Raw genomic sequence first — 14,692 nt, 5'->3', positions numbered from 1 at the left:
CAACTCGTTGTCGCCGCTCCCGCCCCGCCGCTTCACTGGACACAACACCCCACCCCCACCCGGCAAACGTTGGTATCAAAGGAGATTCAATGTCCACTGTGACGAAGGAGGCGATCGCCCAGGAGTTCGTCGACGAACGGCTCCCCAAGCGCTCGGTCATCGGCTACGGCTTCGGTGACTTCGGCAACAACCTGGCCTTCACCCTCAGCACCGCGTTCCTGCTCTACTACTACACCGACGTGGCCGGCCTCTCCGCCGCCTCGGTCGCGACGATGTTCTTCGTCGTCCGGCTCTGGGACGCGTTCGCGGACGTGTTCGCCGGCCGGCTCGTGGACCGGACGATGACCCGGATGGGCAAGTTCCGCCCGTTCATCCTCTTCGGCGCGGTCCCGCTGCTCTTCCTCAGCTACCTCACCTTCCACGTCCCCGCGTCGCTCGAGCAGGGCCAGAAGCTGCTGTACGCCTACGTCACGTACGCCGTCCTCGGGCTGGTCTACTCGCTCGTCAACATCCCCTACGGCTCCCTCGCCTCGGCGATGACGCAGTCGGTCAACGAGCGGGCCAAGCTCGTCGCGTCGCGCTTCTTCGGCGGCGCCCTCGGCGGCATCGTCCTCACCTACATCATCGCCCCCCGCATCTCCGGCCTGCGGGAGGAGAAGAAGACCCTCAGCTCGGCCGAGTACCAGGAGAAGGTGCAGAGCATCTTCACGCAGACCACCCTGCTCTTCATCGTCCTCGGGAGCATCGCCTACGCGGTCACCTGGTACTTCTGTCGCGAGCAGGTCGTCCGCACCCAGCCGCGGGTGACCCTGCGCGAGACCTGGGACACCCTCAAGGGCAACAAGCCGCTCGGCTACCTCTGTGCGGCGAGCTTCTTCTACCTCATCGGCCTGTTCGCGGTCGGCGGCGCCTCGGTCTACTACGCGCAGTACGTCCTCGGCGACATCAAGTGGGTCGGCCCGATCACCCTCGTCAACAGCGGCATCTCGATCATCGCCGCCCCGTTCATCCCCTGGCTCGTCAACCGCTACGGCAAGAAGGCGCTCTTCCAGTACTGCGGCGTCTTCACCATCGTCGGCGGACTGGCCCTCTTCTTCACCCCCGCAGGCGCCGTCATCCCGGCGCTGATCTTCCTCGGCGTCAAGGGCATCGGCGCGGCGCTCATCAACACGCTGATGTTCGGCCTCGAGGCCGACACGGTCGAGTACGGCGAGTGGACGTCCGGCAAGCGCGCCGAGGGCACCACCTACGCCCTGTTCTCGTTCACCCGCAAGATCACGCAGTCCGTCGGCGGGGCGCTCGGCGCCGCGGCGCTGGCCTGGGGCGGCTACCTGTCCGCCACTCCGGAGATGCCGAACCCGATCCAGCCCGAGACCGCGGTCACGGCGATCCGCGCCACGATGGGGCTCATTCCGGCCCTGGCGGCGCTCATCGCGATGATCATCTTCTGGAAGTACCCCCTCACCGACCAGCGCTTCAAGGAGATCCGCAACGAGACCGAGCTGCGCAAGCGGCAGGAGGGGCACCTCATCGCCCCCGACGGCCACGTCATCGACTGACACCCGAGACGCCACCGTCCGTCGACCGGCCCCACGGCTCTCTGCGTGGGGCCGGTCCCGTCCCACGGAGAGCAAGGAGTGACAGGATGCGTCACGTGCAGGACGACCCGAGGTTCGGCCCCGACGACGCTGGCGTCGCGGCGGTCCGCGCGGCCCTGGCACCCCACCACCGCGTCGGCATCGCCTTCTCCGGTGGCGTCGACTCGGCCACCCTCCTCGCCCTCGCCGCCATCGAGCTCGGACCGACGCGCGTCGTGGCGCTCCTCGGCATCTCGCCCAGCCTCGCCGCGGACGAGCGGACCGCGGCCCACGAGGTCGCAGCCTTCATCGGGGTGCCGGTGGTCGAGGTGCGCACCCACGAGGGCGACAACCCGGCATACCAGCGCAACGGTCCGGACCGGTGCTTCCACTGCAAGGACGAGCTGTTCAGCCGCATCGACGACACCGTCGTCGCGGCGCACCGCCTCGACGCGGTGGCCTACGGCGAGAACGCCGACGACGCCCAGCGGCCGGACCGCCCCGGGTCGCGGGCGGCGAGCGAGCACCGGGTGCTGCGGCCGCTCGCCGACGCCGACCTCGACAAGGCGGCGGTGCGCCGCATCGCCCACGTCCTCGAGCTGCCGTGTGCCGACAAGCCGGCCGCGCCGTGCCTCGCGTCGCGGATCCCGCACTTCGAGGAGGTCTCCCCCGAGAAGCTGGCCCAGGTCGAGGCGGCCGAGGCAGGCCTGCGCTCGCTCGGCTTCACCGACTGCCGTGTGCGCCACCACGGCGACGTCGCGCGCATCGAGCTGGTGCCCGCCGACATCCCGCGCGCGACCGAGCCCGGCCTGCGCGAGGAGGTCGAGGCCGTCGTGCGCTCTGCCGGCTTCCGGTTCGTCGCGGTCGACCTCGCGGGGATCCAGTCCGGGGCCTTCACGCTGTCGCTGGTGGCGGCGACCCGTGGCTGACGGGTCCGGCTGGGAGCCCGGGGAGGCACTGCGAAGCATCGCCGAGCTCGACCTCGACCGTGCGTCCCGCCGCGGCTACCCGGAGGCCGTCTACTGCGAGGGCAAGACGGCCGAGCAGGTCGGCGCGATCGCCGCCGAGGTCGGCGCCCATGGGGCGCGGACGCTCTTCACGCGGGCCGGTCCCGAGCACGCCGAGGCCGTCCTCGCCCGGCTGCCCGACGCCACCCACGACACCACCGCCCGGCTGCTGGCCTGGCCCGCCGAGCCGCCCGAGCCGACCGGGGGAGACGTGCTCGTCGTGGCCGCCGGGACCTCGGACCTGCCCGTCGCCACCGAGGCCCTGCTCGTCGCGCGGCACCTCGGTCGCCGCGCCGAGATCGTCGTCGACGTCGGCGTGGCCGGACTCCACCGCATCCTGTCGCGCCTGGACCGGCTGAGGTCGGCGCGCGCCATCGTCGTCGTGGCCGGCATGGACGGCGCCCTGCCCGGGGTGGTGGCCGGGCTCGTGTCCGCCCCGGTCATCGCGGTGCCGACGTCGGTCGGCTACGGCGCCGCCTTCGAGGGGCTCGCGCCGCTGCTCACCATGCTCAACAGCTGCGCACCCGGCGTCGCCGTGGTCAACATCGACAATGGCTACGGCGCCGGCCACCTCGCCGCACAGATCGCCGAGCCGCACGGACCCTGACGGACTCACCAGTACATTTGCGTGATCGCTCCGGGTGGATGTCACACTGACGTTGCCGCGGACGGTGACCCAGTCGTGCGCGGCCTGCTGATGCCCTGGGTCCGCTCGGATCAGGAGGTGGGCGAGTGCTGAACTCGACGCTGCTCATGTCGTCGGCCCACTTCTTCGGCAACGACCACAAGCTCAACCCGTACTACGAGGACGGCGCCACGGTCGACACGGCCAAGGCCGAGACGGAGCACCGAGGCATCGTGGACGCGCTCCACCGCGCCGGCGCCGAGATCGTCACCGTCGACGCACCGCCCACGAGCCAGGACGGCGTCTACACCGCCAACTGGGCCCTCGTGCGCGACGGGCGGGCGCTCATGGCGACCCTTCCGCCCTCGCGCCAGTCCGAGGAGGCGTGGGCCAAGGACCGGCTCTCCGAGCTCGGCTACCGGATCGAGCACCTGCCGCAGCCGTGGCGGTTCAGCGGCCAGGGCGACGCCCTCGTCTGTGGCGACCTCGTGTTCTGCGGCGCCGGCTACCGCTCGGACGAGGCGGCGCTGGAGTACGCCGCCCACCACTTCGGCCTCGAACGCATCCAGCTGCAGACGCTCCCGCTCCTCGACGGCTCCGGCCGCCCGGTCACCAACGTCGTCAGCGGATGGCCCGACAGCTACTGGTACGACATCGACCTCACCCTCGCCGTGCTGCGCGAGCCGGACTCGACGAGCAAGGGGCTCATCGCCTACTGCCCCGAGGCGTTCACGCCGGGGAGCCGCGCGATCCTCGCGGGCCTGGACTCGGTGGACACCATCGAGATCGACGAGCGGGAGGCCAGTGAGGCCTTCGCCTGCAACCTCGTCTCCACCGGGACCACGGTCGTCATGAGCGACCAGGCGCCGCAGCTGCGCGCCGACGTCGAGAGCGCCGGGCTGTCCGTCATCACCCCGCACGTCGACGAGCTCGCGAAGGGCGGCGGCTACATCCGCTGCACGTCCCTCTGGATCTGAGCGTCAGGGCCGCGGAGCGGTGGCCCGGGCGTGGCGCTGGTGCAGGCGGTCACGCACCTCGTCCGGGGTGTAGGCGCGGCGCTGCCGCTCGTTGCGCGCGGCCACCGCTCCGGTCGCGACGACGGTGACGACCCCGGCCAGCCCGAGGAGCTTCCACCAGTTCGGCTGCATGACGGCAGCGTATGCCGTCACGCGGCATACGCTGCCGGCATGCCTTCGACGCCCCGACCCGGCGGCCTCTCCCTCGACGAGGCCGTCGACCTCACCCGCACCGGTGACGTCTGGATCTTCCGAGGACGTTCGGTCGCCGACCGGGCGATCCAGGCCGCGACCAACGCGCCGGTCAACCACGTCGGCATGGCCGTCGTCCTCGAGGACCTCCCGCCGCTGATGTGGCACGCCGAGCTCGGCAAGTCGCTCCAGGACGTGTGGACCGGCGACCACCACCGCGGGGTCCAGCTGCACGACCTGCGAGCGGCGGTGACCCGCTGGCAGGAGACCTACGACCAGCAGGCGTGGCTGCGCCAGCTCACCCCCGAGGTGGGGGAGGAGCACGAGGACGCGGTGCTCCGGTGCGTCGCCCGGCTCGACGGGGTCTCGTTCCCGTCCACGGGGAGGCTCGCGTGGCGCTGGCTCAGTGGTCGCGACGGCCACGTCTCCCGCAAGGACCTCGACCTCAAGGCGATGCGGCCCGAGGTCGCCTACTGCGCGGAGGTCGTCGCGCTGACCTACGAGGAGATGGGGCTGCTCCATCCGGACGCACCGATGAACTGGTACGACCCGGGGAAGTTCTGGAGCGGCGACTCGCTGCCCCTCGTGCCCGGCTGGGACCTCGGCACGGAGATCGCCGTGCGCCGGTCCGGTGGGATGCCGTCCGCGTGACTTCGCCTGTGCGACAACAGAATTGGGTTGAGGAGAACCTTGTCTGCGAACGTGCGTTCGAGTAGAATCCGGGTATGGATCTCGGGGCGGTGAAGGTGGCGTTGACGGAGCTGTATGCCGCCGTCGCGGCGCCCGCGGACGGGGGTGGGGCGGGCTCGTCGGGTGTCGAGGAGCTGCTCGAGACCGTGGAGGTGTCGCAGCAGGTGCTCAACATCGCCTCCGCCATCCAGACCCGCGCGATCGCGCACGTCGCCGCGCACGACGAGGTCCGCGACGACGAGGCCGAGCAGGGCTGGTCCTGGCGCCGGCACGGCCTGGGGTTCATCGCCGAGGACGCACCCGCGCTGGTCTCGACCCGGCTCGGGGTCTCCGCGCCGGTCGCGGCCCGGCGGGTCGAGGCCGCGGTGCACCAGGTGGGGGTCACCCCGCAGCTCGTCGACGCGATGGGCGCCGGGGACCTCGACCAGTGGCGTGCCGCGGTCGTCACCAAGGAGCTGGTCCGCTGCCCCGACCAGGTCGCCCACGACATCGCCGACCGGCTCGTGGCCCGGTTCGAGCACCCGCGCGGGTGGGACGAGACCGCCGGACCGTTGGCGTCGCGCACCCGCCGGCTCATCGCCCGCCTGGCCCCCGAGGTCGCCGACAAGGAGGCCGCACGGGCCCGCAAGGAACGCTCCCTGATCCGGCGGGCGGTCTCCGCCGCCGCCGACCAGTGGGACGGGCTGGTCCCGGTCGAGCAGTCCCTGGTGATGTGGCAGGCGGTCGACTCCCTGGCCCGCGACCTGCGCGCCGAGGACCCCACCCTCACCCTCGACCAGGCCCGGATGGACGCCATGGCCCAGCTCATCCTCCAGCAGGCCGACGTCACCCTCCACCTCCACGCCACCACCCCCGCCACCACAGCCGGTGACGAGACCCAGACCGAGACCGAGCCGGCCACCGACGACGCCGGACCCGAGCCGACACCCGCGCCTGCGCCTGCGCCCTCACCCGAGGGCACGGACCGCGCCGACTCCGCGTCGACGGCACCGGCCGGTCGCCGCACGACCTCGTCCTCCTCGCGTGCGCGTGCGGGTCGGCGCGAGGTCGTCGAGCTCGGTGGGCTCGGACGACCGGGCACGACGACCGTGGACCTGGCCCAGCTCCCCGCCCACGTACGGATCGTTCACTCCACCGCACTGGACTGCGACCCCGACACCGGCGCCATCGTCGCCGGAACCGTCCCCAAGACCCTCGCCCCCTGCGACCTGAGACCACCCCCACCGGGCACGGTCGAGGACCGCTACCGACCCTCCCCCGCACTCCAACGCCTCATCCGCCTGCGCGACGGACACTGCCGCTTCCCCGGCTGCGCCGTCAACGCCCGCTCCTGCGACCTCGACCACGTCACCCCCTGGCCCACCGGGGCCACCACCGCCACGAACCTCATCTGCCTCTGCCGGCGCCACCACCGCGTCAAGCAACGACCCGGCTGGACCGCCCACCTCGACCCCGACGGCACCGTGCACTGGACCGACCCCACCGGCCACACCACCGACACCCACCCCGTCGACCACCTCGACCGCATCCACCACCCCGCACCCGCACCCACCCGCGCCGCGGTGGCGGACGAGCACGCCCACGGCGACGCCCAATCCCCAGCCACGGCAGCGCCCGTCGCGCGACCCGCCGACCCAGCACTCATCCCCACCCTCCTCGAGCTCAGCCTCACCCGGCTGCTCGACCTCGCCGAGGCCGACACCCGACCCCGCCCACCCGTACGCATCGACTGGCACACCGACATCACGCCCGTCCTCGTCGACGTCCCCACCCCCAGAAGCGCTCCGCCGGACCCCTCGGACGACCCGCCGTTCTGACCCGAAACGAGAACACCGATTCTGGTTACCGGGCGGTAGGTCTGGGCTACGCTGGGGACGCGGAACGCGTCAACGACAGGCTCCTTCCCGGCCAGGGCGAGGCCCCGCGATGACATCCTGAAGGGACTCACACGATGGCGGTGAACCCGTCCACGGCAGTGGACCGAGGCCAGCGCCTCGGGCTGCGCCTCATCGCCAAGGTCGGCGGGATGCCGGCACTGGCGGACCCGACCCTGCGGGGCAGGGTGGAGCGGATCCTCGGCCGGGGCGCGCAGAGGGGCTTCCGGGCCCAGGTCGCCGTCGGCCGTGCCTTCACGCGGGTTGGCGGGGTCGGCCCGGCCACCCACCCCGGCCCGAGCCGGCGCCGCGGGGTCTACGACCTCACCCCCAGCGAGGACCAGCAGCAGCTCCAGCAGGCGGCGCGTGAGCTCGCCGACGAGCTGATCCGGCCGGCGGGAGGCGTCGCCGACGCGAACCGCGCCGTCCCGCGCGAGGTGCGCCGGGCCATGCACGAGATGGGCCTGACGCTCATCGGGGTCCCGGCGGAGCTCGGAGGCATCGCCGAGGAACGCTCCGCGGTCACCGGCGTCCTCGTCCTCGAGCAGCTGGCCCGCGGTGACATGGGAATCGCCGTCGCGCACATGGCGACGGCGTCGGTCGCGACCGCGCTGGCCCTCTACGGCGACGCCGACCAGCAGGCGACCTACCTGCCGCACTTCACCGGCGCGGAGCCCGTCGCTGCCGCGGCCCTGGCGCTCCAGGAGCCACAGGTCCTCTTCGACCCCCTCGCGCTCACGACCACCGCTGTCGCGCAGGGTGACTCGCTCGTCCTCGACGGCACCAAGGCGCTGGTCGTCGGCGCCGACGCAGCCGAGATCTTCGTCGTCTCCGCGATGTTCGAGGGCGAGGCGCGCCTCGTCATCGTCGAGCGCGCCACCGACGGCATCACCATCGAGGACGACCCCGCCATGGGGGTGCGTGCTGCCGCCACCGGACGTGTCGTCCTCCGGGACGTCACGGTGCCGCGCGCGAACCTGCTCGGAACGGCCGACGACCACCGCGACGCCGTCCGCCGGGGCCGGATCGCGTGGGCCGCGGCGGCGTGCGGCACCGGCCGGGCCGTCCTCGACCAGGTCGTCGGCTACGTCACGGAGCGCAAGGCCTTCGGCGAGCCCATCGGCCAGCGCCAGGCGGTGGCGTTCATCGTCGCGGACATCGCGATCGAGCTCGACGGACTCCGCCTCGCCACGCTCAAGGCGGCGTCCCGGTTGGACGCCGGCATCGACGCCGCCCAGCTCGTCGCCGAGGTCCGTGCGCTCACCGCCACCCACGCCGCCGCGATCGGCTCGCACGCGGTCCAGCTCCTCGGCGGGCACGGCTTCGTCAAGGACTTCGACAACGAGCGGTGGTTCCGCGACCTCCGTGGAGCGGGTGTCCTCGAGGGCACCCTGCTCGTGTGACCGGCATACGCGCATGAACGACGACCGGGAAGGGCAGCCGTGATCGACCTCGAGGTTCCCCGCAAGTTCCGCCCGCTCATCGAGCGTGCTCGCGGGGTGGCCGAGGAGGTGTTCCGGCCGATCTCGCGCACCTACGACCGCGCCGAGCACGAGTACCCGCGCGAGCTCGACCTCCTCTCCGCGGTCATCGACGGCATGAGCTCGTCGGGAGCGCGCGACGTCGCGGGGGCGTCGAGCCTGGTCGCCGCCGTCGGCTCTGGGGAGAGACACCCGGCTGCACCGACGGTGCGCAACGGGTCCAACCTCTCCTCCGTCCTGTCCATCCTCGAGACCTGCCGCGGTGACGTCGGGCTCACCCTCTCGATCCCGCGCCAGGGCCTCGGCAACGCCGCGATCGCGGCCGTCGCCACCGACGAGCAGAAGGCGAGGTATGCCGGGCGCTGGGCCGCGATGGCCATCACCGAGCCCGAGACCGGCTCGGACTCGGGAGCCATCCGCACCACGGCCGTCAGGGACGGCGACGAGTACGTCCTCAACGGCGAGAAGATCTACGTCACCTCGGGGGAGCGGGCCGACCTCGTCGTCGTCTGGGCCACGCTCGACCGCTCGCTCGGCAAGCGGGCGATCAAGTCCTTCGTCGTCAGCCGCTCCAACCCCGGGCTCAAGCTCGTCCGGCTCGAGCACAAGCTCGGCATCCGGGCGTCCGACACCGCCGCGTTCCACCTCGACGACTGCCGCGTGCCGGCGCAGGACCTCCTGGGAGACCCGGAGATCACGACCGCGGGTGGGTTCGGCGGTGCGATGCAGACGTTCGACAACACGCGGCCGATCGTGGCGGCGATGGCCCTCGGGCTCACCCGTGCCTGCCTCGACATGACGACGGCCCTCCTCGCCGACGCGGGCATCCACGTGGACTGGGACCGGCCGGCCCACGTCCAGCACGCGGCCGCGGCCCGGCTGCTGCAGATGGAGGCGGAGTACGAGGCCGCCCACGCCCTCACCCTGCGCGCGGCCTGGATGGCCGACAACGGCAGGCCCAACACGATGGAGGCCTCGATGGCCAAGGCGAAGGCGGGGCGGACCGGCGTCGCCGTCTCCCTCGCCTGCGTCGAGCTGGCCGGCGCCACCGGCTACGCCGAGCGCGAGCTGCTCGAGAAGTGGGCTCGCGACTCCAAGATCCTCGACATCTTCGAGGGGACGCAGCAGATCCAGCTGCTCGTTGTCGCCCGGCACCTGCTCGGCCTCAGCTCGAGCCAGCTCAAGTAGCCCGAGCAGCCCGAGCAGCCCGAGCAGCCCGAGCAACTCGAGCGGCCCGGGTCAGCGCCGTCGCTCGCGCTGCCGTCGCACCCACGGGATGCCGATGGCGAGAGTGGCGAGGGCCAGCACGACCGCTGCCGCGAGCAGCCCGCACAGGGCCGCGAACCCGACCTTGATGACCGCCTCCCACACGAGGTGGTCGTAGGCGAGCTCCGGCTCGTTCTGGGTGCCGGTCCAGAAGCCGAGGACGAACGCGAGCCCGGCGAGCACCATGAGGCCCAGCGAGATGCCGGCCCCCTTGGCCACCGTGGCCGCGTCGACGGGAGGTGCCTCCCCGCCGGCCTCGTCGACCCGGTGCGCGAACGTCTCGAAGACGTCCGGCATCGGTCCGGTCCCGCGACGCTTGGGCATGCGGGGAAGCATAGGCCGCATCGGGGTGGAGGGCCTCTGGTGCACGCAGCGCCGCGGTGGGTACAGGAGGGGTCACACCGTTCATCGAGGGGCGGGTGGTGCCGATGGAGATCTCCGGACTGCCGTTGCACGTGCTCGTGGTCCACGGGGCCGTGGTCCTCACACCGCTGGCCGCGGTGGCGTCGATCCTCCTCGCCGTCGTTCCGCGATGGCGCTACCTCACCCGGTGGCCCGCAGTCGCCCTCGCCCTCGCGGCCACGGCGACCGTGTGGGTGGCGCGGATCAGTGGCAACGAGTTCTTCGAGTCGCGCTTCGCCGGGCTGCCGGCCGACAGCGGGCTGCGGCGGGCGATCGTCGAGCACCAGGACCACGGCGTGACGCTCTCCCTCCTCGCCCTCGTCTTCGTCGCCGTCACCGTCCTCGGGGGCGTCATCCTCGGAGGCGAGTCGGGACTCGCCAGCGGTCGTGGCGCGAAGCCCCTGAGGTAGCGGTGGGTCGAGCTGGCCCTGCCCGCCGCGATGGTCGTCGCGTCGGTCCTCGTCCTCGTCTACGCCGTGCTGACCGGCGACGCCGGGGCGCGCGCCACGTGGGACCCGCCGGCGTGACGAGCGTCGGACCTCGCTCCTAGGGTCGGGGGATGGCGACCGTCGCGCGGCCCGAGGTTCCTCTGCCGTGGATCGAGCGGCTCTCCGCGATCCTCAGCGCCTTCCCGGAGGTCCGTGAGGACGACTCGTGGGTGGGGCTCGCCTGGCGGGTGCGGTCGGCGACCGTCGCCCACGTCTTCGGCGGCGAGGACCAGCTGTTCCGGATCACCTTCCGGGCCGAGCCCGACGAGGTCATGGCCTTCCAGCACATGGGCGATCCCTACTTCAAGGCCAACTGGGGCGGCAACGTCGTCGGGCTGCTCCTCGACGACGACACCGACTGGGAGGAGCTCGCCGAGCTGCTCACCGACTCCTACTGCATCCAGGCGCCGACGAAGCTCGCCGACCGGGTTCCGCGCCCCGGCTGACCGCGTGCCGTCGGCTCAGCCGGCGAGGACCCACCCGAGCCAGGCGGCCCCGAGGCCGAGGACGAGGTGGAGGGCGAGCGCCGCCACCGCGTGCGGCATCCGCCGCTCGACGATGCCGTCCCACACCTCGAGAGCCAGGGTCGACATCGTCGTGAGGGCGCCGCAGAAGCCGGTGCCGACGAGGGCCAGCGCGTTGCCCCGTACGTCCCCACCGACGAGGACCCCGAGCACGAGCGACCCGGCGACGTTGACGAGGAGCGTCCCGGCGTGGCTCGTCGCGCCCCGGTCGCGCAGGGCCACGGTCACGGCGAAGCGCAGCGGCGCCCCGACCCCGGCGCCGATCGCCACGAGCAGCCACGCGGTCATCGTCGACGCCACAGGTGTCGTGCCACGACGGTGCCCGTCGCGACGGCCCCGACGCAGGTCACGAGGGTGACGACGACGTATGCCGCCGCGAGACCGGCGCTGCCCCCCTCGAGCAGGCCGACGGTGTCGACCGCGAAGGCGGAGTACGTGCTGAAGCCGCCGAGCACCCCGGACATGAGCAGCGGCCTGACCCAGTGGGCGGCGCGGCGCCAGTGCGCCCAGCCCGCGACGACGCCGATGAGGAGCGAGGCCGCGACGTTGACCGCGAGGGTCGCCCACGGCCAGCCGCCGGCGGCGTGCGGGACCGCGGTGCCCACGGCACACCGGAGCAGTGCACCGGCCACGCCACCCACGGCGACCAGGGCGAGGTCTCGCGACCGGGCCGGCATCCTCAGCGACGGATCGTCTCGAGGTACTCCGCGATCCGGCCGATGGCCTCCGTGAGCACCTCGGCGTCGGGCAGCGTGACGAGCCGGAAGTGGTCCGGCTCGAACCAGTTGAAGCCGGTGCCGTGGGTCACGAGGATCTTCTTCGCGCGGAGCAGGTCGATGACGAACTGCTGGTCGTCCTCGATCTCGTACACCTCCGGGTCGAGGCGGGGGAAGCAGTAGAGCGCCCCGTGCGGCTCGACGCAGCTCACGCCGGGGATGTCGTTGAGGAGGCGGTTGGCGAGCTTGATCTGCTCGTAGAAGCGGCCCCCCGGCACGATGAGCTCGTTGATCGACTGGTAGCCGCCGAGGGCGGTCTGGATCGCGTGCTGCGCCGGCACGTTGGCGCACATGCGCATGTTCGCGAGCAGCGTCAGCCCCTCGAGGAAGTCCTCGGCGAGGTGCTTGGGACCGGACACCATGACCCAGCCCGCGCGGTAGCCGCAGACCCGGTAGGCCTTGGACAGCCCGCTGAAGGTGAGGCAGAGAACGTCGTCCTCGGCGTGGGTCGCGACGTGGTGGTGGACCGGCGTCACGGCCTCGTCGGCGTAGAGGATCTTCTCGTAGATCTCGTCGGCCATGAGGACGAGCTGGTGGCGGCGGGCGATGTCGACGAGACCCTTGACCGTCTCCTCGCTGTAGACGGCGCCCGTCGGGTTGTTGGGGTTGATGATGACGAGCGCGTGCGTGTTCGGGGTGATCTTGGACTCGATGTCGTCGAGGTCGGGGTTCCACCCGTTCGCCTCGTCGCAGCGGTAGTGCACCGGGGTCCCGCCGGAGAGCGTCACCGCCCCGGTCCACAGCGGGTAGTCCGGGGCCGGGACGAGGATCTCGTTGCCGTCGTCGACGAAGGCCTGGAGCACCATCGAGATCAGCTCGGAGACGCCGTTGCCGATCCAGATGTCGTCGACGACGGTCTCGGTGAGGCCACGCGACTGGTAGTACTGCGCGACCGCCGTGCGCGCCGAGTAGATCCCGCGGGAGTCGGAGTAGCCCTGCGACTCCGGCAGGTTGTGGATGATGTCGGCGACGATCGCCTCGGGGGCCTCGAACCCGAACGGCGCGGTGTTGCCGATGTTGAGCTTGAGGATCTTGTGCCCCTCGCCCTCGAGTCGCTGGGCCTCGACGAGGATCGGACCCCTCACGTCATAGCGGACGTGCTGCAGCTTCTGGCTCTGGACGATGTGGCGCATGCACGCATGGTTCCAGACGGCGTATGCCGTCCGCGCGACCGTTTCGTCCGCGTCGCCCGTGTCCCCGGCTCAGCCGACGACGACAGTGGTGACGACCGAGGTCACCGAGGGGGTGCGCGGGGTCGAGGAGAAGCCGAACCGGCAGGGCGGGTCGATGTCGGCGAGCTCGCCCAGGTCGCGCCCGTCGAGGGTCGCCCGCATCGCGGTGACCCGGCGCAGGTCGGTCGCGCCGTAGAACTCGCGGCGTCCCTCGAGCGCCGTCCCCACGGTGCGCACTCCCGGCAGGACGACCCGCGCGACGGGCGAGACGAGCCGCGCCCAGGTCGGGCTGGCCCCGAGCGGGCCCGGCACGGCGCGCAGGAGCCAGCCGAGCGGCATACGCGCTCCGACGGTGACGTCCAGCGTCAGGGAGGGGGACGCGACCGACCACCGGTCGTCCCGTTCCGTGCAGACGACCGGCTCGATCCGGACCTCGTCGAAGGAGTAGGTGGCGGTGACGTAGTCGGCCACGTCCTGGGAGGGCGCGAGGAGCAGCCGGTGCCCGGTGTCGGTCTCGACCATGACGTCGGAGAACGCGCCGAGCGGGGTCGTGTGCCACCGGCCGAGGACGACGCGCACGCCCGAGGTCGAGCCGACCCCGACGATGTGCCCCCGGAACCGGTCGCGCCCCGTCGCCACCCGGGCGGTCAGGTCGCCGGCGCGGCGCGCACGAGCATGACGGGGGAGGTGGCCGTCTCGAGGACGCGCTGGCTCTGCGACCCGAGGAGCATGCCGGCGAAGCCGCCCCGGCCCCGCGTCCCCATGACGAGCAGGCCGGCGTCGGCGGAGCGCTCGGCGAGCACCTTCGCGGGGGAGCCGCGCAGGATCTCGACGGTGCACTCGACGTCGGGGTGGGTCGCGCGCAGCGGCTCGACGATGCGGTCGGCGACGGCGCGGTACTTCGCCTCGACCTCGTTCCACGCGTCGGTGCCGGGGGTCGTGACGACCATGCCGTCGACGACCTCGACGTTCCACGTCGTCACCGCGACGAGCGGTGCCCGGCGCAGCTCGGCGATCCAGAAGGCGCGCTCGGCGGCCGCGGCGCTGTGCGACGAGCCGTCGATGCCGACGACCACGGGCCCCTCGGCGTCGTTGCGGGACCCCTGGGGGACGATGACGACGGGGCACGTGGCGTGCATGGCGGCGGCGAGCGACGGGCGTCCGAGCCCGAGCCGCTGGAGGGCGTTCTCGCGGACCGCGCCGACGACGATGAGCCGGGCGACGGCCGAGGCGTCGATGAGCGCCTGCTCGGGGCGCACGAACGGCTGGCTGCCGGTCACCTCGACGTCGGGCCACCGGCGCCGGGCCGCGGCGACGGTCTCCGAGACCACGCTCTCGTTGCCGATGTCGCCGTCCGGGCCGAGCGAGATCGCGTTGCCCGCCACGGGGTCGATCGCCGTGATCTCGGCGTTGAGGTCGTGCGCGTGCAGGATGTGCAACGGGCTGCCGGACCGCTGGGCGGAGTCGCCCGCCCAGGTGAGGCACTCGGCGTCACGGTCGCTCTTGCCGATCCCCACGACCACCGCGCCCTCGGGGATCGCGTCACCCTCGCGTTCGTCCATGGAAACGACCTTACCCACGGCACGGGACGTGAGGTGGTCG

17 protein-coding genes are annotated in these 14,692 nt (G+C 72.3%); 10 read left to right on the top strand and 7 right to left on the bottom strand.

Translation table 11 applies throughout. The features are described from left to right. Positions 1–89 precede the first annotated feature (89 nt). The 4 genes from AC3EU2_RS05705 (at position 90) to AC3EU2_RS05690 (ending at position 4,186) form a co-directional block, all read left to right on the top strand. Entirely contained in the window at positions 90–1,559 is a 1,470-nt protein-coding gene (locus AC3EU2_RS05705; RefSeq protein WP_488178747.1) for a glycoside-pentoside-hexuronide (GPH):cation symporter, read from the top strand. 86 nt (positions 1,560–1,645) lie between these two features. Further along, positions 1,646–2,506: an ATP-dependent sacrificial sulfur transferase LarE gene (gene larE, locus AC3EU2_RS05700; RefSeq protein WP_488178746.1), complete on the top strand. Its 861-nt coding sequence runs from the start codon at positions 1,646–1,648 to the stop codon at positions 2,504–2,506. Beyond that, positions 2,499–3,191: a nickel pincer cofactor biosynthesis protein LarB gene (larB, locus tag AC3EU2_RS05695; RefSeq protein ID WP_488178745.1), complete on the top strand. Its 693-nt coding sequence runs from the start codon at positions 2,499–2,501 to the stop codon at positions 3,189–3,191. The genes larE and larB overlap by 8 nt, the downstream gene beginning before the upstream one ends. Positions 3,192–3,316: 125 nt before the next feature. Beyond that, positions 3,317–4,186 (top strand): dimethylarginine dimethylaminohydrolase family protein, encoded by an 870-nt coding sequence (locus AC3EU2_RS05690; protein WP_488178744.1) that lies wholly within the window; start codon positions 3,317–3,319, stop codon positions 4,184–4,186. A 3-nt stretch (positions 4,187–4,189) separates the two neighbouring features. Here AC3EU2_RS05690 and AC3EU2_RS05685 read toward each other — a convergent pair whose 3' ends face one another. Then, the gene (locus AC3EU2_RS05685; RefSeq protein WP_488178743.1) at positions 4,190–4,378 is read right to left on the bottom strand and encodes a hypothetical protein; all 189 of its coding nucleotides are present in this window, start codon (positions 4,376–4,378) and stop codon (positions 4,190–4,192) included. Between the two features lie 18 nt (positions 4,379–4,396). Between AC3EU2_RS05685 and AC3EU2_RS05680 the strand changes: the two genes are divergently transcribed. From AC3EU2_RS05680 to AC3EU2_RS05665, 4 genes are all read left to right on the top strand, one after another. Continuing rightward, complete coding sequence (locus AC3EU2_RS05680; RefSeq protein WP_488178742.1) at positions 4,397–5,068, top strand: hypothetical protein; 672 nt, start codon at positions 4,397–4,399, stop codon at positions 5,066–5,068. A gap of 74 nt (positions 5,069–5,142) precedes the next feature. Next, the gene (locus AC3EU2_RS05675; RefSeq protein ID WP_488178741.1) at positions 5,143–6,924 is read left to right on the top strand and encodes an HNH endonuclease signature motif containing protein; all 1,782 of its coding nucleotides are present in this window, start codon (positions 5,143–5,145) and stop codon (positions 6,922–6,924) included. Between the two features lie 134 nt (positions 6,925–7,058). After that, positions 7,059–8,384 carry an acyl-CoA dehydrogenase family protein gene (locus tag AC3EU2_RS05670; RefSeq protein ID WP_488178740.1) on the top strand — a complete coding sequence of 442 codons (1,326 nt, stop codon included), beginning with the start codon at positions 7,059–7,061 and terminating at the stop codon, positions 8,382–8,384. Positions 8,385–8,423: 39 nt separating this feature from the next. Next, positions 8,424–9,650 carry an acyl-CoA dehydrogenase family protein gene (locus tag AC3EU2_RS05665; RefSeq protein ID WP_488178739.1) on the top strand — a complete coding sequence of 409 codons (1,227 nt, stop codon included), beginning with the start codon at positions 8,424–8,426 and terminating at the stop codon, positions 9,648–9,650. A gap of 51 nt (positions 9,651–9,701) precedes the next feature. On the opposite strand, the gene AC3EU2_RS05660 is transcribed toward AC3EU2_RS05665, so the two are convergent. Beyond that, positions 9,702–10,052: a hypothetical protein gene (locus AC3EU2_RS05660; RefSeq protein WP_488178738.1), complete on the bottom strand. Its 351-nt coding sequence runs from the start codon at positions 10,050–10,052 to the stop codon at positions 9,702–9,704. Between the two features lie 104 nt (positions 10,053–10,156). Between AC3EU2_RS05660 and AC3EU2_RS05655 the strand changes: the two genes are divergently transcribed. Together AC3EU2_RS05655 and AC3EU2_RS05650 are read left to right on the top strand one after the other, a co-directional pair. Next, positions 10,157–10,540 (top strand): hypothetical protein, encoded by a 384-nt coding sequence (locus AC3EU2_RS05655; protein ID WP_488178737.1) that lies wholly within the window; start codon positions 10,157–10,159, stop codon positions 10,538–10,540. A gap of 149 nt (positions 10,541–10,689) precedes the next feature. Beyond that, positions 10,690–11,064 (top strand): MmcQ/YjbR family DNA-binding protein, encoded by a 375-nt coding sequence (locus AC3EU2_RS05650; protein WP_488178736.1) that lies wholly within the window; start codon positions 10,690–10,692, stop codon positions 11,062–11,064. A 15-nt stretch (positions 11,065–11,079) separates the two neighbouring features. Here the strand turns inward: AC3EU2_RS05650 and AC3EU2_RS05645 are convergent, their stop codons facing one another. The 5 genes from AC3EU2_RS05645 to AC3EU2_RS05625 all read right to left on the bottom strand — a co-directional run bounded on the left by AC3EU2_RS05645 (position 11,080) and on the right by AC3EU2_RS05625 (position 14,652). Further along, a complete protein-coding gene (locus AC3EU2_RS05645) occupies positions 11,080–11,430 on the bottom strand; it encodes a fluoride efflux transporter FluC (RefSeq protein WP_488178735.1) in 351 nt (116 codons plus the stop codon). Then, positions 11,427–11,819, bottom strand: coding sequence for a fluoride efflux transporter FluC (locus tag AC3EU2_RS05640; RefSeq protein ID WP_488178734.1), 393 nt, complete (start codon positions 11,817–11,819; stop codon positions 11,427–11,429). The genes AC3EU2_RS05645 and AC3EU2_RS05640 overlap by 4 nt, the downstream gene beginning before the upstream one ends. A gap of 2 nt (positions 11,820–11,821) precedes the next feature. Then, complete coding sequence (locus AC3EU2_RS05635; protein ID WP_488178733.1) at positions 11,822–13,051, bottom strand: pyridoxal phosphate-dependent aminotransferase; 1,230 nt, start codon at positions 13,049–13,051, stop codon at positions 11,822–11,824. Between the two features lie 69 nt (positions 13,052–13,120). Continuing rightward, entirely contained in the window at positions 13,121–13,729 is a 609-nt protein-coding gene (locus AC3EU2_RS05630; protein ID WP_488178732.1) for a hypothetical protein, read from the bottom strand. Positions 13,730–13,737: 8 nt separating this feature from the next. Further along, complete coding sequence (locus tag AC3EU2_RS05625; protein WP_488178731.1) at positions 13,738–14,652, bottom strand: universal stress protein; 915 nt, start codon at positions 14,650–14,652, stop codon at positions 13,738–13,740. Positions 14,653–14,692: the final 40 nt, after the last annotated feature.

The organism is Knoellia sp. B-D-2, from assembly GCF_057714695.1.
The sequence above is the reverse complement of the archived record's forward strand: the minus strand, read 5'-3'. Positions and strand labels throughout refer to the sequence as shown.

Excerpts from the sequence above, each read along its gene's own strand:
- AC3EU2_RS05650 (WP_488178736.1), top strand. The coding sequence starts at position 10,690 with ATGGCGACCGTCGCGCGGCCCGAGGTTCCTCTGCCGTGGATCGAGCGG.
- AC3EU2_RS05705 (WP_488178747.1), top strand. The coding sequence starts at position 90 with ATGTCCACTGTGACGAAGGAGGCGATCGCCCAGGAGTTCGTCGACGAA.
- AC3EU2_RS05675 (WP_488178741.1), top strand. The coding sequence starts at position 5,143 with ATGGATCTCGGGGCGGTGAAGGTGGCGTTGACGGAGCTGTATGCCGCC.
- AC3EU2_RS05635 (WP_488178733.1), bottom strand. The coding sequence starts at position 13,051 with ATGCGCCACATCGTCCAGAGCCAGAAGCTGCAGCACGTCCGCTATGAC.
- AC3EU2_RS05670 (WP_488178740.1), top strand. The coding sequence starts at position 7,059 with ATGGCGGTGAACCCGTCCACGGCAGTGGACCGAGGCCAGCGCCTCGGG.
- AC3EU2_RS05680 (WP_488178742.1), top strand. The coding sequence starts at position 4,397 with ATGCCTTCGACGCCCCGACCCGGCGGCCTCTCCCTCGACGAGGCCGTC.
- AC3EU2_RS05645 (WP_488178735.1), bottom strand. The coding sequence starts at position 11,430 with ATGACCGCGTGGCTGCTCGTGGCGATCGGCGCCGGGGTCGGGGCGCCG.
- AC3EU2_RS05660 (WP_488178738.1), bottom strand. The coding sequence starts at position 10,052 with ATGCCCAAGCGTCGCGGGACCGGACCGATGCCGGACGTCTTCGAGACG.
- AC3EU2_RS05655 (WP_488178737.1), top strand. The coding sequence starts at position 10,157 with ATGGAGATCTCCGGACTGCCGTTGCACGTGCTCGTGGTCCACGGGGCC.
- AC3EU2_RS05625 (WP_488178731.1), bottom strand. The coding sequence starts at position 14,652 with ATGGACGAACGCGAGGGTGACGCGATCCCCGAGGGCGCGGTGGTCGTG.
- larE (WP_488178746.1), top strand. The coding sequence starts at position 1,646 with ATGCGTCACGTGCAGGACGACCCGAGGTTCGGCCCCGACGACGCTGGC.
- AC3EU2_RS05640 (WP_488178734.1), bottom strand. The coding sequence starts at position 11,819 with ATGCCGGCCCGGTCGCGAGACCTCGCCCTGGTCGCCGTGGGTGGCGTG.